Genomic DNA, 22,871 nt, shown 5'->3' on the forward strand with positions numbered 1-22,871 from the left:
TTCGCCAATATGGGTGTGTAAACGCACATTTAGCTTGCTAGCTGAGTTTTGTTGTTTTATTTTCTTACAATATATATTATTTTTTATACTTCTTAAGTTTGTAATTCATTAAATTAGAAATATAAACAGAAAGAATAAAAGAGAGAATTAAGGTTAATAAAATCTAACGTCTTAATTCCTTTGCTCTGTATTCTTTTAATACATAAACATCTCCTAAATATGCAATAGTTGAGTAATCTGAAATTATTCTATCAAAACCAATTTGTTTGTTTTTGTAGTAAACTCAAAGAGTTTTTAATTAATGTTTTCAAAGTATTTAAAAGAATTCCGTTAGCGCAATCAGTTTGGTTAGTAAGAAATTTGTAAATGCTTAAAATATCTAACTTATCCTTATCTGTTTAAATGGTGTAAATAATAAAAAAAGCGGAATATCCAATAATAGATATTCCGCTTTTATAGTTGTTAATTTTAATTTGGTATTTATAGCGTTTTGTAAGTGCTATTTTTTAACAAATAAAGAACGTTTTTTAGATTTTGTACCTGTAATTTCTATAACATATGTTCCTGGTGAAATATCAGAAATATTTAATTTTAGCAACGTGCTATTATCTTGCTGACCAATTAATAGTTTCCCTTGTAAATCATAAACTTTAACAGATACTATTTTTTCATCTTCAGCACTCACAAAAATAGTTTCGTTTAAAGCAGGATTAGGAAAAAGCTTAAAATTAATACTAGAATCATCAGTAATTTTACTTATTTGGTTACTACGCATAACATTACAAATAGGAGCAGTAGTGTCGTTACTAAAGTATAGTGTAAAATTATTAGTTTTAGATACCATCACAAAATTACCGTTATCTGATGTTACCCAGTAATCTCCATCAAAATTAGGAATTAAGCTATTGCTAATAGATATTTCTGGATTCGCATTTTTAAACTGGAAGGTGATATTAGATTTTAAATTTATATAATAATCAGGAACACCGTTATTTGTATTTATTGAAAATTGATATAATCCATTGTTTTGCGAATTCCAATTAATAGTAAATGTTTTTAAATTACTTAAAGAGGGTCCGCCAGTTCCTAATACAAAAACGTTAGAAAACTTTTTAATGTCAAAATCTTCTAAACCAGTTTGTGAAGGTGTATTAAAGTTACAATTATCAGACGGACTTTGTTCTGCTATTACAGTTAACGTAAATTGCGTTTCAGTAGAAGCCCCATCGTTATCTGTAGCAACAGCTTTAAACGTATAAGTACCTTCTAAAAGACCATTAAGTTCATCTGTGTTTGGAGATTCTGAATGTCCCCATTTATATGATGTAGAATTTATTTGTCTAACTAAATTGTTATCTATAAACAGTTTTACATTATCAATAGTTCCATCAGTATCGTTTGCAACAACTTCAACTTGTAAATTATAACCTTCAGTTAAAGTAATATTGTTATCTGGTGATTGGAAACTTACGGTAGGTTCCTCATTGGTATCATCTACAGGATTACAAGGTTCTATATTCCAAACTGGACAGAATTGATTTACTAGACTTTCTGTACCATCACTTGTTGGAAAATCTAGAGAATTAGGGTTTCTAATATTATCCCAAACGTGAGTTTGCTCTGGAGAGCCTTGTTTTTTACGAGCAGTTGAAATTTCGGAAGCTCTACTACCAAGATTATATATATTTTCAAAAATAGCATTTCTAAAACCTGTATTAAAACCAGTACCTCTATCTAAAAAGTCTACTCCAGTATTTATTATATCAGAACCATCAACGTTAAACGTGTTTCTGTATACAAAACCATAAGCTCCTTTTAAATCAATAAAAGCATCTGAGCTATTTACTCCTGAAATTCCTTCTGCAGAAAAAATACAGTTTCTTATAATAGTGTTCATTGTACCTTCTTTAACATCTACGCCTTCTGCTGTTACATTAGGTCCAACAGTACAGTTTTCTATAGTATTATCGTTACAAGCTCTTTCATAAGTGTCATGTTGTCCTTTGTCTGAGCCTACATACAAACCTTCTCCAAAACCAGGTTTAGTTCTACCTGTATTGTATATATTACAACCATTTACTGTGTTATTACTAGAACCATCACGCAGGTGTATAGCTTCTTCTCCAATATCATGTACAATAAGGCTTTTTAATGTACTACCATTAGAATTATCTAGAACAATACCTTTAGAGCCTGTTTTAAACTCTATGTTTTCAATATTCCAATAATCTCCTTCAATACTTAAAAGGTAACCATTGTTATAATCTAGTCCTGTAAATACAGGAGGGTTTGTAGCGTTTTCACCTTTTAGTGTAATTGGATTTGCACTGTTACCATTAGCACTACCATAAAGGTAAACACTACGGTTAAAGGCACCTTGTATCTTATCTTGAAAATTGTAGTTTCCAGAAGCAATTATAATTTCATCACCAGCTTGTGCTGTTTCCATTGCAGCCCTAATACATTCTATAGTACTACATTGTGTTGTTTTTGGTCCTGTAGTGGTATCAGTATCCCAATTTTGGATGATGTTTTTTACAATTTCACCAGAGGTAGTAAGTTTATTGTTAAGTAAGCCAGATACACCTTGCCCTGCCTGAACTACAGATCCTGTTTCAGGAAAAGCTTTATCACTTAAAGACCAATTAGCGTGGCTTATACCTTTTTCCTTTAAAAAGGCCATCCATGTATTAGTACTTTCTTGGTCTGGTTCTCCTTGTCCTGTATTTAAAATTGTACCCCATTCTGTAACAAATAAAGCAACATTATTATCTAGTGCAGTTTGTGCTACATTTCTTAAGTTATCATGTGGATTATATGCTGCATAAAAATGTAGTGTATATGCCACATTATTATCAGAGATTGGGTTTGCAGAAGCAACATCTACTTGTTGCGAATAATTGCTAGTACCTACTATTATTAAATTATCTGGATCTTTAGAACGTATACCAGCAATTACTTGCTCTGCATAATTTTTAATAACAGGCCAACTTTGGTATGTAGGTTCGTTATAAATTTCATACATCACATTAGGAGTATCTCCGTAAAGGTCTGCCATTCTGGTAAAAAAATCAACAGCTTCATCTGTGTATAATTCTGCTTCGTGAGTATGCCAGTCTATTATTACATATATGCCATTGGCAATAGCAGCGTCAATTACTTTTCTAACTTTAGTTTCTTGCTGCTGCGGACTATCAATATAGCCATTTCCGCCATCCCAATTTTCTTTTACGCCCATAGCTATTCTAATAAGTGAGCTATTCCAGTTTTCTGCTAAAAAATCAACAGTTTCTGCATTATAAAAATCAGAGGTGTCTCCAGCATTACTCCAAAATAGACTGTTACCAGCTAGACTTGTAATTTCTCCAGACTCATTAAAAATACGGTTTCCGTTAACTTGTAAACGACCATGTTTTTCTACAGGAGATTGCGCTACCGAACTTAAGGAGAAGAGCAAAAAAAATAAAGGTAGATACATTAATCTTTTGAACATTTGTAGGTTTGTTTTCATAATTTATTGTATTTGGGTTTTGTGAGTAATATTACAATATTTATACGATTTTTAATGTTAAATTTGTTTTTTCAGCAAAAATTTTACGTTTAAAATCCTATAAGTAGCTAAACTAGTTATGCTTTTTAATTATAAGTTTTAGTAAATTGATTTTTTTATTTTGATGAGGTTTGTATTTTGTATAACCACCTTTTTTAAAGGTTGTTACTAATTTAAATACAGTGTTTTAGACTTTAAAAGATTTATAATTGTTAAACCAAAACAATTAAAACAAGTTGCATATAAGAGCTATTTGAAAAAAAGTCCATACATTTTCCAGATTTGTAAGTAGGTGAGACCAGGCAATAAATTTTATACTTTGAGTATTGCAAATGTTTGTGATACCAAAAAATTCTGTCAAGGTTTTTATGTTCTGTTTTAAATTAAAAAGAATTGTATGTTTTTATTTCCTTTAGGAACTTATCGGCTTCCTTTTCATATCTTTTTGGTACAGGAAATGTTTGTGTTATAGTGTAAACAGAATCTATGTCATCTGTGTTAGGCATTAACTCACTTAATGTAAACACTATTTCTTGTATTGCTTTGTCATATTTTATATGAACTAATTTTTTAAGTTTTATATTAAAAGGACAAGTAAATGAATCTGAAACAACAATACCTTCTGTTGAAAAAATTACAACAATATTTTCTGCTTTTAATGCTTGCCTAAAACTATTAAAATCTCTTGTAGACAGCAATATTATAAGAGTAAAAACGGTTAGGTCAACAATAACATCAAAAAATATATCAAGACTGTTTAAACCTGCGGCAAAAAATATAACGAGCATACCTAAAATAAATAAGCCAATGTATTTTACGTTTTTTTTTTAAGCCATCCTTTAAGTAATTATTATAATCCTTTCTAAAATTAGAAGATTCATCTTTAGTATATACCCATTTGGCAATATGTTTACTTTGGCTTAAAATTGTATTTTTTACACGGTATGTGGCACTATACATTAAAAGTCTATAAAGCCTGAAGAAAAAATAAGAAAAATAGACTGCTAATAAATAACTAAAAAGGTTAAAAAAACTTTTTTCCTCTAAAAACTGGCAAAATAAGAAACTAGAGTATATGTAAATTATAATACTTAAAAATACCCCAACAACAACTATGCTTACTTTAATTGGGAAGCTTTTTATATTTAATATTCCTTTATAAATAAAATTCATTTATATCCTATGTTAGCTAACTTTTTTATTTCATTTTTTTATTGATGGTTAACAAATGAATATCCCATTAATAGACCAAAGCAAAGGCTAAAGATTGTAATGTAAATTGGTTTTATATTTTTCATATAAAGCTGAAATTTTAATGTGCAGATTTACAAAAGTAATTACCATCTAATTCATAATTTAAGCTACAAGCAACCGTTTAAAAAAACAAGTCTATTAATAGTATTATTACAGACAGTGATAGTTTTCTGGTTGTCTGTTTTTCTAAAAATGAAAAATATAATTATGTATTTTTATTAGTATACTTTATAACTTTCATCTGTAATTGTATTTAAAGACAAACTACCAAACCTATGTAAATCTGTATGGTTGGTATCTAAAAAATTTGTTAGATGAGTTAAAGCATCATCTAGTAAAACACCCATAGCTGCGGTTTGGTGTTCTTTCACAGATTTTTCTTTAGAACCACCAAAAAACTGACTAAGTTTTGAGGTAGGTACAATGTTAGAAGACATATATTCTAACACCAATTTAATTTGATTGGGTTGTACACTTGGGCTAGGGTATAAGTGAGGATGAATATGCAGAATATATTCTTTTCTGTTTCTTTTAAACGAAACAGAAAAATTCCAAGAATTGTTATCAACTATGTCAGAATCGTTTTGGTTTTCTGGTGTAGCCTTAGTCAGCAAATCATACCAATTAATACTTTTAAATTGTTCTATTACTCCTTTAGATGAAGAAACTGTAGTGTCAATTTTCTTTTCATTAGACATAAAGTTCTCAAAACAAATGATGTATTTTTCCATAATAACTTACTTAAATTTTATTAGTTCATGTAACTGCATTCTATTAGCCTTTGCATTATTGCCCTATTACTAGTTTTCCTTGGTTAAACCAGCAATAATATCCCATTTCCCATATTTTAAAGTAAGGCTCAAAAACATCAAACTTTATTTTTTGTTGGTAAGACGGGTACTGAAAATAATAAGAGAGGTTATAATCACAATTTATAGCGTAATACGCCTCACTTAGCACCTCTATGGTTGCTTCGTAATCTGTATTGTCTATAAACCAATCAGAAATTGATTCATAAACTATTACGTTGGTATTGTTTTTATTTGTTCTAACATCAAGATCTGAAATTTCTACAGTTTTAATTTGAGACATAGTGTCTATAAACTCTTGGTCGCCTGTAATTTTAGAGAACAATGTTAAGTTTGAAATATATTTTTCTCCATATAAAATTAATAACTCTTTGTTTTGTGTAGGAGCCGGACAAAAATACGCAGGTGATTTTCCTTCTGCAGCTAATTGATTAAAGATGCCTTTAGTGGCGTTAAATATTTTTATCAATCGTTTGTAATAAAGGTCTCCTTCTTTAATAGGTTTAAACACTTTTTCAAGATTAGTTCCGTTGGGCATAAATGCCTGAAAATAACCATAAAATTGATGCCTTAAATCATCAGATTCAACATCTAAATCTATAACTTCACCTATAATATCTCCTAAATACTTTGCGTATTCTTTTTTTGTCATTTTTAATATAGTTTGGGGTTGTATAAATTTAGTTGACTAATAATTTTATCTCTAGGTTATATTTTTTTTAAAATTAAAGGAATTGGTGTGTTTCTGTGCTAGCAAATATATTTTTACCTAAAAGCAGTTTATATCCGTAAGGTTTAATCTTACTTTTTATAAAAAAAATAGGGTTTACTGCTTATACTTTTCATTAGAAAAATACAAACAAGTAAACCCAAATTACTTTTGTTAAACGCTAAGTAATGCTACTTAAGTAGGTTTAGCAATTGCTTTTTGCTAAAATTAATTAAGTACGTTAGTAGTAACATTAAGTTTAGCTTGTTCTATAACATCGTTAGTAGCCTCATGATTAGCAAATTTTGTGTAAAAAACGGCTGTAGATTTGTATTCGCCTTTTGGTAAATCTTTTATCACTGTTACATTTATATCTGCACTCTCTTTTGGAGCAAGCCCCATTGATGTAAAATTTCTTCTTGCTGTAATAAAATTTAAATCAGAGTTAGGTACTTTATTTTCATAGGTAGTTGCAGACCTAAAGCTTAATACATGATTGCCTACATTTTTCCATGATGTAATACCTCTAAAAGTAGATGAGCTTGCAGTAGATGTAATATCTGGAGTAGTAATATCTGTATTTTTTATTTCTACAGGATTTTTTACGTCAACAAAAACATCTACCCATTTTACTCTATTGCTTGTGTTGTCTTTTAAAACAATTATAAATCTTTTTGGGTAAGTAAAATCAAAACTAGTTTCTGTACTAGGATATACTGTATTAACATCTACAATAGGCACAGAGGACTCTTGCGTATAAAATACTTCTTCGGCATCAAAAGTAACGGTTGGTGTTAAGTTAGAAAAATCTGTACCAGTAGGCACAAATAAATAAATTGTTTGTTTGTCTAAATCATCAACTCGTTTTTCTATAGTAACATCGTTGGTCAATTGTGCGTTTTTACTAGCCTCAAACCTAAAATCAGTAATTGTTAAAGTAGTAGGTGTAGGTACAATCTCATGTTTAATATTTACAATATAATGCAATAATTCTTCAGATTCATTTAAAGCATTTACTATGGTATAAATATGGTTTTGTGTTTCGTAATTTAGTAATGATAGGTCATTAGGTAAAATAGAAAATTTACTTAAATTTAGTTCGGTAGATGTAGTAATAGAAGCAATTTCTTTTAACGATACTGTGCTTGGAACTACAATGTTAATTTCGCCAAAAACAATTTCTTCATTATCTACAATGGTAGGTTGTTTAATATTTATAGAAACCGGTGTAATACCAACTAAAGGAAAATCGGTTAGTATAGCATCCTCAAGCTTAATTATATTTTCATTAGTGTTATCATCTTTAGTACAGCCAGTAAATATTGTAGTAAATACGGTAAGGATTAGGGCAATTGTTATTCTAGTTTTTGTCATTTTTTTAATTGTGGTTCTATAATTATTTTTAAATTTTCAAATAACGCATAACAGTTTTGTACAACCGTAGGTTGTGTAGTTAAATTAGCGTTAACTTTTAGTGTAATGCAGAGGTTAGCAATTGTAGGTGTATTGCTATTATTGTCTTTTAAAAGTATTGTTAAACGCTTATGTTGCTAAACAGGAGTTAAGTAGGTGTAGGTATTATTATCTATAGTATTTAATTAGCAAAGCGAATTTTTTAGTTTTATTTAGGTCTTAAAAATATAGATATACATTAACGTAATGTTTTATGTATGGGTTTAAGTATTTTATGGTCTATATAAAATGTGCCAAAAGGAATGATACAAGCAATTAAAACTTTCCAAGTATTTTTTTTAAACTTCCAATTATATTCAGTTCCTACACTAATTGTATTAAATACAAAAAGCAAAAATATAATGCCGTGAGTGGGTCCTAAAATTGAAGTTAACGCAGTAACTCTGTAAAAATATTTTAGCGGAAGAGATACAAAAACTAAAACGAGTAGAGATAGGCCTTCTAAAAATGCCAATAAACGAAGTCTACCAATATTTGAGTTGAAAAATGAAATCATTTAAAATGTTCTTATTAATGGGCGATTAGTTAAGGGCGAAAAAGGCCAAGGAATAGCTATAAATATGATAAAAAGTGCAATTGAAAAATAAACAAGAATTGTTTTAAATTTATCAGCATCTAATTGTTTTCGTTTTGCTTTGGCAGAGCCTATTGTAATAATAACAATTGCCGTAATCATAAGCACAAAATGAAACAAACCAAAAAAAGATACATCCCAATGACTGACTAAATTTTTAAAGTCTGAAAAAAAATATTTTACAATAGGACTTTTAATATACACAAGCATACCTATTGTAAGTTGAATATGTGCAATAGTTGCAGTCCAATGGCGCACTTTATTGTCAAAGTATGAGAATTTGGTTTGCCGTTTATAGCCATTATATGCTCTAAAAATAGCATAAACTAAAGATAGTAGTACAAGCCACCTAAATATTGAATGAAATACCAGAACAATTGAATACATTAGCCTTAATTTATTGTCTGTGCAAAGGTCTAATTTAATACAAAATTGTAGTAGAAATATTTATGCAACAGTTAGGACTTTTCAATCATTTTTCTGAATTCAGTAGGCGATATTTTTTCGCGTTTTTTAAAAAATCGAGTAAAATATGAAGGGTCTAAATAGCCCATTTCATAAGATATTTCGCTTATAGATAATGTAGATTGATAGAGTAAGTATTTGACCTCAATAAGTTTAATCTCTTCAAGAATTTCTGATGCAGATTTTAAAGTAGATACTTTAACAGATTTGTTTAAATGATTTGGGCTAATATTCATCATTCTTGCAAAGTCGGCAACCTTTAAGTTTTCCTTTACCTTTTGGTTTGCCAACATTCTAAATCTAGATGTAATTTGAAAAGAAGCATTTTGAGGTTGAAAATTACTTAGTCCGTACAGTATTTTTAATTCAGTTAGTAATGTGTATATGTATGAATGTATTATATCTGAATTTGGTTTAGTATTACTTTTAAATTCGGTAACTAATCTTTCTAAAATGTTAATAATTTCAGATCTGGACTGTTTGTTAATATTTATAATAGGATAATTACCATTGTTTAAAAACTGAAAATCAGATACAAGTGAGCGGTTTCCAAACTTACCAATAAGTATATTTGGATGAAAATGACAAGTAAACCCTTTTACATTTTTTGAAACCTGCTCTGTAGAAAATACTGCGCCAGCCTGGAGTATTACAATATTATTAGGTGTAATTATATATTCTTTAAACCCTATTTTAGTTTTAAAAGAGCCTTTTGTTACAAAAATAATTGTGTGACTTTCTTCTCTTGACGGAGTTATAGGTTTAAGAACTTTTTTAGTTAAATCCTCAATTTTTAAACAGAAAAAATCTTCAACACTCTTTTTAAAAAGTTTATCTAGTTTAGGACTTTTGTTAAAGTATTCTTTTCGGAAGTCCTCAGAATTATATGTTTTTATTTTAGACACTTTCCTTTAAGTTTATCAAGAGGTTTCTTTAGCTTGTGGCTAACAGTTTAGTAATTTATTTTTAATTAAATTCAATTCCAACAGATAAGGAAATAGAACCATTTTTTGTTTTAAAATTATATGAAGATTCAATATCTTTTTCTTCATACACATCTTGTAATGATTGGCTATATTCTAAATCAACTGTAAATTTATTTTTATTAATTTCTTTAAAAACATAGCTAAAACCAACAATAGAGTTTACTATAAAGGGTTTTGCAAAATCAAATTCTCTAATCTCAAAGTTTTCTTCTACGTTTACAACAAAGCCTCCATTTGAAGATGACGGAATGTAACTATTAGATCTTATATCTGATTTGGTGTTAAAGCCTCCAGATAAACCAACATTAAAATAAATAGGCATTTGTTCAAAATTTTTAGACTTAAAAAGCTTTTTAAGATTAATGTTTGCCTTTAAAGGAATTTCAATATAATCTAACCTAAATCTAGTTTTATCATACCCAGTATCAGAACCATTTTGGTCTATTACTATTACACTTCTATTTGGTCTTCTATACTCAGTTCCTTTTCCAACATAAGTTAAGCCAGATTCTAATCTTAAATAATCATTTATTCTGTAAAAAGTACTTAAATCTAATTTTGCAGAAACTCTTACCGAATTTGAATATCCTAAAGATTCATTATACCCTAGTTCACTAACAGCTGTGTTAAAAAAGCTAATATTTGCGCCTAAACTTGCTCCAAACGATAGTTTAGATTCGTCAGATTGAGAATAAGATAATGATGTAATTAAAAATGAAAGTAGTATTATTTTTTTCATAATGCTTTAAAGTGTGTTTTTGGCAACTGTTTTTCTCCGTTTGAGTAAGCAATTTTACTCAATTTATGTAAAAAGTCTATTTTACGCTTTTATTTAGGATTAAAACATTTTAACTTATCAATAAAATATGTTGACCATTCAAATTTTTCTATTGTATCATAATAATCTGTCCCTGTAATTTTAATTGCCTTTATCGGTGATTTCGTTAATCGGGTTATTTCTGAATTTGAAACGTTACCCCAAAGTTCAAATTCGCCACAGTCTAATTTTCCTGAATGGTAAAACGTAATAATGTCTTTATTTTCAAGCATTACCATAACTTTAGAACGGTTAGTTTTATAAGGACTCGCGCATCCTAGTTCCAATGATGCTCCAAAAACTATTTTTTTCTTCGAACCCTTAGCATAAAGCTGTATTGCTAAGTCTTCTGAAATAAACTCAAATTTAGTTCTAATAATTCGCTGTTTATCAAAAACATCTATTTCATTGGTAATGTAAGAGCACTTCTGGCTTTCAATTTTTTTCTCAATTCTTTCCTCTTCTATTTCTTTTAGTGCTCGGGCATTATTTATTTCATAAATCTTTGGATTTACTTTTATGTTTTGTTCTTTAAAACCTTCTCCTGCTGCGAACCAAACAGAACTTATGAAACCTGAACATTTATCATTTTTGAAGTAATACTTTCCTTTATATTCTCCGTAACCACGACCTAAAATTTTAATTATACTTTTGGATTCTAAAGTACATTCACTTCCGTTTTCATTTGTAAAAGAACGATTCCCAATAAGAGTAGATTCAATAGGTTTTTCAAACGCTACATACTCTTGTGCAGATAAATTGCTCATTAAAAGCAAAAAGAAGAATAAGTGTAAAAGTGATTTTTTCATTGATGTTTTTTTTGTGGCTTGCGAACCGTTTATGTATAAGAATAGTTGCGTTTTGATTTTATTCCGTCCGAGTGAAGTCCATATGCGTAAACTTGCTCAAAAGTTCATTTCCATTTACAATCCGTTTGCATTTAGAATTGGTATTGAAATTCCAATTCCGACAATCAATACAATTATCATTTGATATTTTTTTATAGTTGAATTGGCAGCTCCACAAAATATTACCGCATTTATGGGCAAATAGAACAAAGATGCGAGTAAATAATTTTTTATTCCAAAAATACCCGAAAACAATAGAGCTAATAAAGTATTAATGCTCACATAATTTGATAAATGATTATTAAACTCCATCCAAAAAACCACCGCATTGATAGCTAGATAAATAATTGAGAGGATGATTACACTTTTACGAGGCATTTTATTTGACCTATTGGTTACAACGGTCTAGTATAAGAAAAGTAGGGTAGTTGTAAGCGATACTTTTCGAATTAAGCTAAAGCCGAATTTTTAAATTTTGTTATTTATCTTTTCTCGTTTTAAATATACCAACTTTAAAAGTTTGGCGACTTTCCCAAAAAACCAAACCATAGTGTTAGCAATGACTTGCGCTATTTTATATATATATTGTTAGCACGCGTTTTTTATCTCTGTTAAATTAATACCTTACCAATCCTTTAGGTTCATTACTACCTTTTTTGACAAACCAAAATTGACTTTTTTGAATTTGGCCTATTACATTAAGTTCAATAATTGTATCATTTTCATTGCAACTATCCACAAATTCAGATAGAATATTAATTCTTTTGGGAACATCATATTTTTGGATAATATTTAATGGATATTTTTTTTCGCTCTCTATTATAAATTTTTTATTATCATTTAGTAAAGATGAGTATACTTTGTTTTTTGCGTCATAAGTTAACTCTTGGGTTTTCATATATCGTTGCGATAAACTAAACGAAAAGGCAAAAAACAATAAAATAATTACTGAACCAATAATTTTAAATGTAATTCTTTTAAATAGAAAATAATTGGCTAACAATATTATAATGGTAAATATTCCAAACATATGATGTAGTTTTTATTTAACTAGAATTACCGTTTCCAGATTATTTTTATTCAATAACCAAAACTCATAATCATACCAAGCCTTTTCATATTTTATGTAGGTTACTTTTGTATTCGGATTGCAGTTTACGCTTTCATAAAAAAACTTGAAATCATCATTAAACTCTGAAGCCAATTTTTGAGATAAAATGTCAGGTTTACCAAATTCAGAAATAATATCTTTTTTATTATACCCAATATATTCATCGCCAAATTTGTCGGATTTTTTAATTTCTCGTCCAAATTTCCATCCACATATACTTGTAAGAGTAATCAATAATATAAATGCTAAAATCTTTAAAAATATTCTCATAGTTTTTTCAAATGTGTGGCAACGTCTAGGCTATGGTTAGTACGGGAATTAAAAGTAATTAATTTCCGATTAAGCACTTAGCCAAAACTTTTTATTTTGTTTTATCTTTTTTCTTGTAAAGCCAAATCAAAAAGATTTGGCAGACTTGGTTAAAAGCTCTAAACTTTGGGTTAAGCAGCAAAACCCGTATTAATTATAGCCCTTGTTGTGTGCCGTTTTTTATTCTATTGAAAATCTTCATCTGCTTTTTGAGATTCTAATTTAGAAAAATAAGCCATTATCGGAGTTTTTTTAGAAGTGTTAATTATTCCATTAGAATCTACAGATTTTAATAATCTTTGAGTGGCTCTAATGTTTTTATTGTAGTCGTCTAAATTTTCGGTATTAATAGTCTCGTCAGAATTAAAAATATCACCAACTCCAACAAACGTTCCTATACATTGAGCTGAGATTTCATTCTGTAAATAAAATCCGTTATCGTCTGTAAATTGAGCTATTTTTAAACCTAAATAAAACCCAGTATCTCGTTTTTCTTTGTTAGACATTTCTTTTAGCTCTATAAGTTCTTTAATCAAGGAATCTATTTCTCTAATTTCATAATAAAGCTTTTCATATACTTTTATCTTGTTTTCGGATAGAGTAGAATTCTTATTTTCTTTGACATATTGGCTTGAGATAACTAATAGAGATTCTTTTTCAGCTTCATTTTTCCATTGGATTAAAGTATTTTCAGAATATTTTTGAATATCAGTATCTATTAATTTTGCACAATTTTGACATAACCAAATTCCATTTTTAATACTTTTTCTTTCATGTGATTCCATTTCCTTACAAAATCTTGGACCTCCTTTTGATGCAGCAGTTATATGAGCAGCAACACCTAAGTTTATAATTTTGTCATTTAGAGAATGTGGTCCAACTGTTACTTTTTTACAATTAGGATTAGAACATTTATAACTAACACGTTTAGCAAGAATTTCTTTAGTAAGTTTGGAAAAATCATCTCTCATTCTAATTTTCAAAGTGTTTTTTTAATGGCACACAACTACATATAAACGCAACTCATTGCGTTTATTCCACCAATATGGTTGTGTAAACGCACATTTGGCTTTATAGTTTATTTTGGTCGTTAAATTTTCCTACAATGTAAAACTATTTTTTGTACTACAATTACGGAAATGTGTAATTGGCCAATTTTTTAGTATTGTTGGTGTTCGTTTGTTTTAATTTAGGAGTATAAGTAGCGCTAAGGCTTGCTTTTTGTTTTGCCTTATTTTTAAAGCCAAACCAAAAGATTTGGTTAAAAGCTCTTATTTTTGAATTAAACACCAAAACCCTTATTAATTATAGCCATTGTTAGCACAAGTTTTAATTATTAATTATCCTAAGAGTATATTCTTTGTTTTCAAATTCAACAACTCTTTCTTCAATCTTCAAAGGTTTAATAGGACTAGAAACATCTAGAGCAAAAACAATTCCTTCTTTAATATCGGCATACCTTAAGTAAGTCAATAATTGAGACCACATAGGTTTCTTGTTTAACTTTTTCGAGAATTTTTTGACTTCTAGAACTATTTTATCTCCACTTAATTCAATAATGAAGTCCGGTCTGAGGTTGCCTTTTATCTTTGGTTCTTCTAACACATTCCCTTCTTTGAAGTACCAACTTAAATTTGCCTTTAGAAAACCTATTATTTGTGTCTCTAAAGGGCTTTTATCTTTAAATTCCTCATAATTTATATTGTCTACTAAAGACATTGTGATCATTTCAAATAAGCCTCTAGCTACTTTCATGCCGTCTTCTTTTAATTTAAGAAAGGTCTTTTTACTTGTATTTATTTTATCTTGCTCATAATCGAAAGCTATTTTTTCAATAATTTGATTAAAGAGTAGAAAGACAAAAGAAGAAACACTGGTTATTGCTATAAAGGCTTCGTTATTATCGAAAAACAGCTTGTAATCATGGGTTGATTTATTTCTCCATTCACTTCTGTAATTTTTGAATAATTCTAAGACTCGTTCTTTAAATACACCATTGTCTTCAAAATATTTTTCAATTTTGTAGGGAGTTTGTTTTGTTACTTCCTCATTTGTTTTATTTGCGAGAATCTTATAAGCTTCTTTTAAAGCTCCTTCAAAAGCATGATTTGTTCTATAGATTACGTCATTATAATAATATGAGTCATTTTCACCTAAATTATAGTAGTATTCAGCTCTTTCTAAATGAAGAGATACAGAATCTAGAAATATTGAACTTTCCGTTTCCGTTATTTCTTGTATTTGCTTTTGAATTCTATCGAAAATGTTCATTCAGTTTTAATTTGTGCTAACTACATATAAACGCAACTCATTGCGTTTATTCCGCTAAAATGTTTGTGTAAACACACATTTAGCTTTCTAGTTTTTTTTGGTCGTTAAATTTTCCTACAATGTAAAACTATTTTTTGTGCTACAATTACAGAAATGTATAATTGGGTAATTTTTTAGTATTGTTGGTGTTCTTTTTTGGAAGTAAAAGCAGTACTAAGGTTTTCTTTTTGTTTTAATTTTCTCTTTTAAAGCCAAACCAAAAGATTTGTCGGACTATATAAAAAAATACACAGACCCAGCGATTAAGCCCTAAAGTCCGCATTACGTTTAGGTATTGTTGGTAACAATATTTTTATTCATTAATAAACTTTATAGCTCTTTCTAGTATTTGGTCTTTTCCGGCAATAACTCCTTCAATTGTTGGCTTTACTTTAATGTCAATTTTTACTCCTTTTCGTTGCGTTTCTGTCCCATCAGGGTAAAATATACCTACTCCAGATATTTGTGTTTTGTATCCACCCACCATGTTAAATATGACCACATTTCCGTCTGCCCCAGAAGTTTGACTACCAATGGTAGTAACATTATCTCCAGTTTGTAGGCACATTGCAGTAAACTCAAGTTGACTTTGACAGCTTTCATCAACTAGCAAAATCACTTTTCCTGTATATTTTAATCTGTCGTTACCACTTTTAAAAGTCTCAGACCAAATATACCTACCTGGATAATCTAAATCAGTTACTAATGCTTTATAAAAGTCTTTTTTTTGCGAAGTAATATAGTTAGCAAAATAGTATGGTGTGGAGGTTTTATATTTTCTAATATCAAAAATAATAGCTTTTGTGTTTTTTAAAGCTTCCATTATTTTAGGGACTTCTTTAACTTCTTTGACCTTGCCAATGTTGATATAGCCTATATTATTTTCTAAAATTTTATATTTATCAGATTTAGATTCGGCTTTATACTTGAAGTCCTTAAATAGGTATCTTTTTATAGATTTTATCGAGGTTTTTCCATTTCTGATAAACTCAATTTTTACTGAGTCAGTTGCCCCATTTAGAGTGTAATAACTAGCATTGAATTTTTTTCTTGAAATATTTGAAGCGTTAATATATTTTTCTTGCTCCTCTAATATTGTTTCAATTTTTTTATCATTTGATTTTATAATAATATCTCCTAATTGTAAATCATTTAATTTTGCCAGCGAATCGTTATAGAATCCTGTAATTACTGCTTTTTTGTTTATTACCTTGAAATTTACGGGCAGATAGTAGCGACCAAAAAAAGAATATGTTTTTTCGTTAAAATATGTTGCATGACTATCATCGCAACTAACTATTAATTCCAGTATTGCAAGATGTAAATCTAATTCTGTTTGGGGGTTTAAAAATTTTGGCATCATTTTAGCCAAAACAACATCCCAATTCGTATCTGTTTGATATTTTGCAGGAAAGAAATACTCAATTTGGTTCCAGTAACGGAATAATGTCAAAAGTCTTAAATTTCCATTTTGCCAATCAAAGTTTTCATATTCAACCTCATTAGTGAAATCTGGAATTTTAAGTTTATTACTATAATAATTAACATAATGCTTTTTTCCTTGATGCCTGTTTAACTCTATATATTTGAGTTTCTCTGAGAGTTCGGTTGTAAATATTTGCTTGTTATTTATCCAATTTAAGTCGAAGTTTTTATCAAAATATTGAATACCTTTTTCAATATCACATTTTTTGCAGGGTTTAATTTCTCCTAAACTTTTAATCCAGTCAATATAAACTTGTGATAGCTGTATGTTATTTGTTGCTGTTTCAACCTTTGGCAGAACCTTGAATAGTTGTTTATCCCAGTTATATTTTCCGTTGGCTACTTCGGGGTGATAGTATTTTAAAAAACCCCATATTTTAGCTGTAGTTGCTAGCTTTTCAATTTTGCTAAGTTCATTTTGAGCATATATTGAGTTTGTGAAAATCAATAAAAGTATTGGAAAGCATAATATTTTTTTCATATGATTTTTTAGTTGGAGTTGCTATCAAAAGAATATAATATTTAACGATAAGAGTGTTAAATTTTCTCCAATTGGGAAAGTTTTAAATAAATGAACTTGGTTAATCAATATTGTTGGCAACGGTCTCGGCTATGATTTCGTTGTGGAATCATCCGCAGGATTATTCCGCCGAAATCCAGATGTTTGCTTAATACTTTTATTTTGGTGTGGCACAAAACCACAATGAATTATAGCCATTGTTGTACACCGTTTTTTATTCAACATTTTTTGATTTTTCGTCATACCAAACATCTTCGTATCCGTTTTTGTCAATTAAAAATCGATATCCAATATCGAGTCCGAAATATTTAATTAATTCAGGTCGGATTTGAAGTAAATGTTCAGCGCACATTGGTTGAAAAAAGTCATCGGATTCTGAATATTCTCCTGTCCAAATGTACCAACCTGTTGTACCTTTTTCCTTTGGATGTCTCAATCCGTGAATTGGGTCAGTATTCAAGTCAGAACCAATTCCGATTTTCAGTTTTTTATTAATTGGATTCCAATTAGATTCATATTTTTCGCAAATCTTTTTTTGTCGGTCTATATGTGCATTCCACAAATTATAATCGGCTAATAAATTCTCATCAGTCTCCAATTGATGTTTCCAAAGTCGTATGTTTTGTTTGGTAATCGGAAAGTTGATTTCTGGACTGTCCCATTGATAAATAATATCAGATATTACATCATCACCCCAATCAATATGCTCTTCGTTTATTAAATTCCACGCATAAGTTTCAAAATCCTTTTCTTGAATTTCTCCATTCAGATATTGGTCGCATTTTGCGATTAAGTCCGAACGTGATATTTTGATTTCTTGATTCAATTCTGCGTTTTCTTAAATGGTGTACAATGGTCTCGGCTATGTCAAGTAGAGCAGGCAAGGAAACTTTTCGTTTCCGTCTGGTCTGCGAGGAAGAGCTTTTTGTTTTGCCTTATTTTTAAAGCCAAACCAAAAGATTTTGTGGACTTTATTATTTAAACAAGCTTTTGATTTTATACCAAAAACTCATATTAATTATAGCTATTGTAGAACCTAGTTTTTTATTTTTATTAATTCAATTTCTGTTTTTAGAAGTTTTTGGCTCAATTCTAATTTTACAGGTTCAAATAAGGTCTGCTTTTCATTCATTTTGTTAAACTTTTCTATGTAATCTTCAGATTTCGTTTCCAAGAATGTTGAAAAAGGATTTATTCCAATTTTAAAATTTAAATTCACAATTGAGTCATATTTGTCTATAGTACTGAAGTAGGCAAATTGTTGCTGAAAACTTTGTGGTCCATAATATCCAAGAGTGTCATTATTTCTATTTGTAATGTAGCAGTTAAGTTCGTAAGGTCTTTTTTGTAGAAAGTTCCATTCAGGCGCTATAAATTTGGCACATAAAGAGTCTTTCCAAGATATTGAATATCCGCCATTAAAATCTTCTGGAACTATTTCTATTTCCAATTTCATTTGGTTAATATTCAATTTTTTGGGTTTGTCAGCACAACCAATTAAAACTCCAAAAATCAGTATGTATATTATTCTTTTCAAGGATTTTCTAAAATTAGGTAAAAACAGTATTAAGTTATATGCGGTGTTGTTAGAAGTATTTTTTATTCGCAAACATTTTTTCTTCCAACTTTACTTTTTCAAATTCCAATTTTGTAAACTAGCTAAAAATTCCGCTGTAATTTTTATCCCGCATTTGAGTCAGAATTTAGGTTTTGATTATTCCAGTATTTAAAATATACTTTTACTATTGTTATTGTTGAAGCTATCATTAAAAAGTATATCACAATATGTTTTTTTTGAAAAAAACTTTCAGTAAATAAATCGGTCGTGCTTAATGTCAACAACAATATTCCTACGAGCCAAAATAATGTAAATAAAATCAAATTCTTTTTTGATGGGTTTTTTATAAAATTTCTTTTAACTGTTTCCATTTATTTGTTTTTTATTTAGTTTTTGTTTACAATTCAATTACGCAAACTTGCGAATACATTAAAGCTAAAGTGCTTGTGTATGATTTCGTTGCGTGGATTAACACGTAATTTAGCAAATAAAAACTGAATAGAAAATCTGCGAGGATTTTCTTAAGTGGGCGAGAACAAGCAATTACTTATAGCCATTGTTGTGCGTAGTTTTTTCTTCTTGCGTTAATATCAATTCTTTTAATTTTTCAAGTTGCGTATCCGATAGCCAAAGAACCTGATTGAGGTCTCTTTCAATTTTTATGTCGGGTTCTGTTCCGTAACCGTCCAAAATTTCCCCATTCTTTTGAAAAGAAACCATTGTACTTATTTTTCCAAATAGTTTTGAGTTTGGCAAGTCAACCCATTCGCTGTTTCCACTTGAGCCGTCTGTTGTTACTCCTGCAATCTTGATGTTAGGTAAGTCCTTGAAAGCAGAAACGAAAACAGATGCTGCACTAAATGTTTTTTCATTGGCTAAAATATAGACAGGTTTGTTATAGTGAAAAGTTGTTTTACCTAACTTCTTTCCATTCAACAATCCAAAATAATATTCGCTGTATTTGTTTTCATCCAATTCATAGATTGGCTTAAAATTTTTTAAAAATTCTGTTGCCTTTTTTTGTTCTTCATCGTCTAATTCGGATAAAGTATATAAAAAACGATTGTTTAAACTTTTTTTGTAATCTTCTGGTAATGGAAGCGGACCTCTTTGTTTAGTAGCATTTACAACATATATAGAATCTGGATGTATTAAGTATTTTGCGAATTCATACAACAAATCACGGGTTCCGCCACTGTTGGCTCTTACATCAATAATCAAGGCTTTGCTATCATTTTGGATTGATTGCATAAATGAATTGACTTTATCAAAAAGAAGAGGTGCTTCATCTTTATTAACCATTTCGGGAATTTTGATATATGCGATTTTTTCTTTTATATTAAAGAGCTTTTCGATTATTACAGGTTTATTATAATCTTCATCTTTTACTCTAAAAAAATCTACCTCAAATCTTTCATCCCAAGGTCTTTGCCTTTGTGACTTATTAATTGTTGTAACAGTCAAAATAGTGTCATTGTTGAAAGTAGAATCTGAAAGTGTCAATTCTATTTCTTTAGAAAGTGTTTTATTGAGAAGTATATAATTTTTTTCAATGTCTCGAATATCTCTTACAGCATATGTAAAATAGGTTTCTTGCGGTGCTTTTATGTCTTCTGGTCGTGTTTTTTGTAGAAAATCATTAATATCAATTCCGTCAATTTTTTTGAGATAAGGAAATTTAGGATTGAGTATTTCTAACTCTTTATTTTGATTTTTATTTAAAACAACAACTCTATCATATAAAGGAGCGTAAATAAATGGTAAAAACAGCGATTCCTTTAAATCATAACCTCTTATTCCACTTAAGGAAGAATGTCTGTCTCCAATTTTTGCTAAAGTATTGGTAATAAACATTCCAAAGTTCTCAAGTCGGGTGGAATCGCTTAAAGTTTTTAAATAGTTTTCAAAATCGGTATTGAAATCATACTCATTTAGGTAAACATAGGAAGACTTTTCATTTAAAGTCTTTGTCAGAAATTCAATGTCTTCAGTTATCTGTTTTTTACTGAGTAAATTCTGCGCTTGTGAAATGGCGACATTGAGAGTTAATATAATTGTAAAAAGGATTTTTAATTTCATTTATGATGTTTTCTCAAATTACGCACAACGTGTTTGTATATGGTTTGTTGCGTGGTTTAGCACGTAATTTAGCAAATAAAAACCGAATAGAAAATCCGCGAGGACTTTCGTAAGTAGGCTAGAACTAGCAATAAATTATATACGGTGTCGTAAGGCGTTATTTATTCGATTCTTAAATTCAACTTTATTATCCACGTACAAAGCTAAATTTTTATAACTCTTTTTTATACCATAAAGTCCTATTAATTCATTTTCTTCTTTTAAATGAATAATTATATTATGGCTTTCTAACTCTCCTAAAAATGAAAATTTTCGAGTTTCTTTATTTGTTTCAATGTCTTTTGATGAAACTTCTATATTATCAATATTTCTAATGTCAATAGTTGTTTCGTTCATAATCCCATATCGAAGAAATAATTTGTCTTTCTCAATTGTTATTGGTCTTTTAAGCATTGATTTTAAAAATCCAAAAAGTTGAACTCCAGAATAAATACTCACAAAAGTCAAAATCCAAGCTACAAGACTGCTCCATTCTGTTAATAGTATATGTAACACGATTGTTTCAATTGCGATGATAAATATAATTACAACTAGCAATGCTATTGTTCCACTATCTTTATGGTATGAAAATTCGTTTTCTTTTAACTTCCTTTTTTTCCAATAAATGAATCCGTAATACAAAACAGCAATTTCTGTTACTACAGGAATTACAACATTTTTGGGCAGTATCTCATAGCAAGTCTGTTTTAAGGTGGTAAAAAAATCAAAGGAAAATTCTTTTTTTTGCTTATAAGATTTTATTCCTTTTCTAACATTATAAATTACATACGATAAAACTGATATTTCAATAACTGGAAGAATCCAAGTTTTAAAAAGTCTTAAATACTGTTGGTTTTCTGATGGAAGTATTATTGAACAAATTACTATTCCCAAAATTAAAAATGGTAAGACTGTTGTTTTTGGAATTTTGGTTTTTCTTATCAGTAAGAAGTATATAAAGGGAACTGTCAGTAAGAGGTCAAATGTAATTCCAAATGATAAGCTTTCAGGATTAATTGTAAACAATGAAGATTTGGTAATAAAAACCATTAAAGATATGATCAATAAAGGAATTCCAAATATTATTAAGTTTTTCTGAATGTTTATTGTTTTGTTCATAGTTTTTAATGACTTACAACGTTTCGGCTAAGCTTAGTGTGGAAGGCAAGGAAACGTTATGTTTCCGCCTTAGCACGAAGCTAAAGCTTTTGGTTTTGATTTGTTTTTTATTTTATCCAAAGCTAAATCCAACAGATTTAGCGACACTATAAATATACACAGACCTTTCGGTTTTGCCCTAAAGCCCGTATTACGTTTAGGCATTGTTGTGCAACGTATTTTATTTTTCCTTATTTGCCGCTGTATTAATTAATCCAATTCTTTTTGGTCAACTCCGTAATATTCAACACCAAATCGGGCGCTCTTTTCCAAGTATTTTTTTATCAAATCCTTTTCATCTTCTATATAGGTGTTACCACCTAAAAAGGTCACATTTTCCTCATATTTATGAACCAAAATTACTTTAGGTTCTCCAGCCATAGGGATAAATGGAGTATTCTTTTCATGTCCAACGGTAGGTTTATCTTTTTCTAAATTGTAGATGTATGTTACGTCTACTTTTCTGTTCTGATAGGCAAATTCCTTTTCAACTTTAATTATAAGTCCTTGCACTTCAACAAAGTCCTGTTCATTATAATCTTTATAGCTTTTTATCGATTGTTCTTTGCAACCGTAGTATAATATTATAATTGAAATAATTAAAAATTTTCTCATGTCCATATGTTGCACAACGGTCTAGTGTATGATTTCGTTGCGTGGTTTAAGCACTAAATTTAGTAAATAAATCACAGATAGAAATTCCGCGAGGACTTTCGTAAATTGGCTAAAACCAAGCAATTAATTATACACGGCTTAAGTTTGTAATTCATTAAATTAGAGTATTAATCAGAAAAGACAAAAGAGAGGAATAAGGTTA

General features: G+C 29.2%; 21 protein-coding genes. All 21 read right to left on the bottom strand.

Translation table 11 applies throughout. From position 1 onward, the window contains the following. Positions 1 to 499: 499 nt before the first annotated feature. Positions 500 to 3,511: a cellulase family glycosylhydrolase gene (locus Q4487_RS16510; RefSeq protein ID WP_303545323.1), complete on the bottom strand. Its 3,012-nt coding sequence runs from the start codon at positions 3,509 to 3,511 to the stop codon at positions 500 to 502. Positions 3,512 to 3,933: 422 nt separating this feature from the next. Next, positions 3,934 to 4,338, bottom strand: coding sequence for a hypothetical protein (locus Q4487_RS16515; protein ID WP_303545326.1), 405 nt, complete (start codon positions 4,336 to 4,338; stop codon positions 3,934 to 3,936). Between the two features lie 684 nt (positions 4,339 to 5,022). Beyond that, a complete protein-coding gene (locus tag Q4487_RS16520; protein WP_157811098.1) occupies positions 5,023 to 5,535 on the bottom strand; it encodes a hypothetical protein in 513 nt (170 codons plus the stop codon). A gap of 55 nt (positions 5,536 to 5,590) precedes the next feature. Beyond that, entirely contained in the window at positions 5,591 to 6,265 is a 675-nt protein-coding gene (locus Q4487_RS16525) for a hypothetical protein (protein WP_303545329.1), read from the bottom strand. A 285-nt stretch (positions 6,266 to 6,550) separates the two neighbouring features. Beyond that, on the bottom strand, positions 6,551 to 7,696 hold the full coding sequence (locus Q4487_RS16530) for a hypothetical protein (protein ID WP_303545332.1): 1,146 nt from the start codon (positions 7,694 to 7,696) through the stop codon (positions 6,551 to 6,553). Between the two features lie 277 nt (positions 7,697 to 7,973). Continuing rightward, the gene (locus Q4487_RS16535; RefSeq protein ID WP_100894750.1) at positions 7,974 to 8,291 is read right to left on the bottom strand and encodes a DUF3817 domain-containing protein; all 318 of its coding nucleotides are present in this window, start codon (positions 8,289 to 8,291) and stop codon (positions 7,974 to 7,976) included. Beyond that, on the bottom strand, positions 8,292 to 8,756 hold the full coding sequence (locus tag Q4487_RS16540; RefSeq protein WP_303545335.1) for a hypothetical protein: 465 nt from the start codon (positions 8,754 to 8,756) through the stop codon (positions 8,292 to 8,294). It abuts the gene before it with no gap. A 71-nt stretch (positions 8,757 to 8,827) separates the two neighbouring features. Next, on the bottom strand, positions 8,828 to 9,739 hold the full coding sequence (locus tag Q4487_RS16545; RefSeq protein ID WP_100894752.1) for an AraC family transcriptional regulator: 912 nt from the start codon (positions 9,737 to 9,739) through the stop codon (positions 8,828 to 8,830). 61 nt (positions 9,740 to 9,800) lie between these two features. Continuing rightward, entirely contained in the window at positions 9,801 to 10,559 is a 759-nt protein-coding gene (locus tag Q4487_RS16550) for a porin family protein (protein ID WP_303545338.1), read from the bottom strand. An 89-nt stretch (positions 10,560 to 10,648) separates the two neighbouring features. Next, the gene (locus Q4487_RS16555; RefSeq protein ID WP_303571914.1) at positions 10,649 to 11,446 is read right to left on the bottom strand and encodes a hypothetical protein; all 798 of its coding nucleotides are present in this window, start codon (positions 11,444 to 11,446) and stop codon (positions 10,649 to 10,651) included. A 114-nt stretch (positions 11,447 to 11,560) separates the two neighbouring features. Beyond that, positions 11,561 to 11,863, bottom strand: coding sequence for a hypothetical protein (locus Q4487_RS16560; protein ID WP_303571916.1), 303 nt, complete (start codon positions 11,861 to 11,863; stop codon positions 11,561 to 11,563). A gap of 238 nt (positions 11,864 to 12,101) precedes the next feature. Then, on the bottom strand, positions 12,102 to 12,515 hold the full coding sequence (locus Q4487_RS16565; RefSeq protein WP_157811100.1) for a hypothetical protein: 414 nt from the start codon (positions 12,513 to 12,515) through the stop codon (positions 12,102 to 12,104). A gap of 12 nt (positions 12,516 to 12,527) precedes the next feature. Next, positions 12,528 to 12,866, bottom strand: coding sequence for a hypothetical protein (locus Q4487_RS16570; protein ID WP_303545751.1), 339 nt, complete (start codon positions 12,864 to 12,866; stop codon positions 12,528 to 12,530). 224 nt (positions 12,867 to 13,090) lie between these two features. Next, positions 13,091 to 13,876, bottom strand: coding sequence for a hypothetical protein (locus Q4487_RS16575; RefSeq protein ID WP_303545753.1), 786 nt, complete (start codon positions 13,874 to 13,876; stop codon positions 13,091 to 13,093). 358 nt (positions 13,877 to 14,234) lie between these two features. Next, complete coding sequence (locus Q4487_RS16580; protein ID WP_303545756.1) at positions 14,235 to 15,176, bottom strand: hypothetical protein; 942 nt, start codon at positions 15,174 to 15,176, stop codon at positions 14,235 to 14,237. A gap of 352 nt (positions 15,177 to 15,528) precedes the next feature. Continuing rightward, positions 15,529 to 17,181, bottom strand: a complete 1,653-nt coding sequence (locus Q4487_RS16585) for a S41 family peptidase (protein WP_303545759.1) — start codon at positions 17,179 to 17,181, stop codon at positions 15,529 to 15,531. 253 nt (positions 17,182 to 17,434) lie between these two features. Continuing rightward, positions 17,435 to 18,046, bottom strand: coding sequence for a hypothetical protein (locus Q4487_RS16590; RefSeq protein WP_100894764.1), 612 nt, complete (start codon positions 18,044 to 18,046; stop codon positions 17,435 to 17,437). Positions 18,047 to 18,256: 210 nt separating this feature from the next. After that, positions 18,257 to 18,757, bottom strand: a complete 501-nt coding sequence (locus Q4487_RS16595) for a hypothetical protein (protein WP_303545762.1) — start codon at positions 18,755 to 18,757, stop codon at positions 18,257 to 18,259. A 564-nt stretch (positions 18,758 to 19,321) separates the two neighbouring features. Continuing rightward, the gene (locus Q4487_RS16600; RefSeq protein WP_303545765.1) at positions 19,322 to 20,857 is read right to left on the bottom strand and encodes a S41 family peptidase; all 1,536 of its coding nucleotides are present in this window, start codon (positions 20,855 to 20,857) and stop codon (positions 19,322 to 19,324) included. A 135-nt stretch (positions 20,858 to 20,992) separates the two neighbouring features. After that, positions 20,993 to 22,015, bottom strand: coding sequence for a hypothetical protein (locus tag Q4487_RS16605; protein ID WP_303545768.1), 1,023 nt, complete (start codon positions 22,013 to 22,015; stop codon positions 20,993 to 20,995). A gap of 249 nt (positions 22,016 to 22,264) precedes the next feature. Further along, positions 22,265 to 22,675, bottom strand: coding sequence for a hypothetical protein (locus Q4487_RS16610; RefSeq protein WP_303545771.1), 411 nt, complete (start codon positions 22,673 to 22,675; stop codon positions 22,265 to 22,267). Positions 22,676 to 22,871: the final 196 nt, after the last annotated feature.

Source organism: Cellulophaga sp. 3_MG-2023 (assembly GCF_030546975.1).
Lineage (GTDB): Bacteria > Bacteroidota > Bacteroidia > Flavobacteriales > Flavobacteriaceae > Cellulophaga.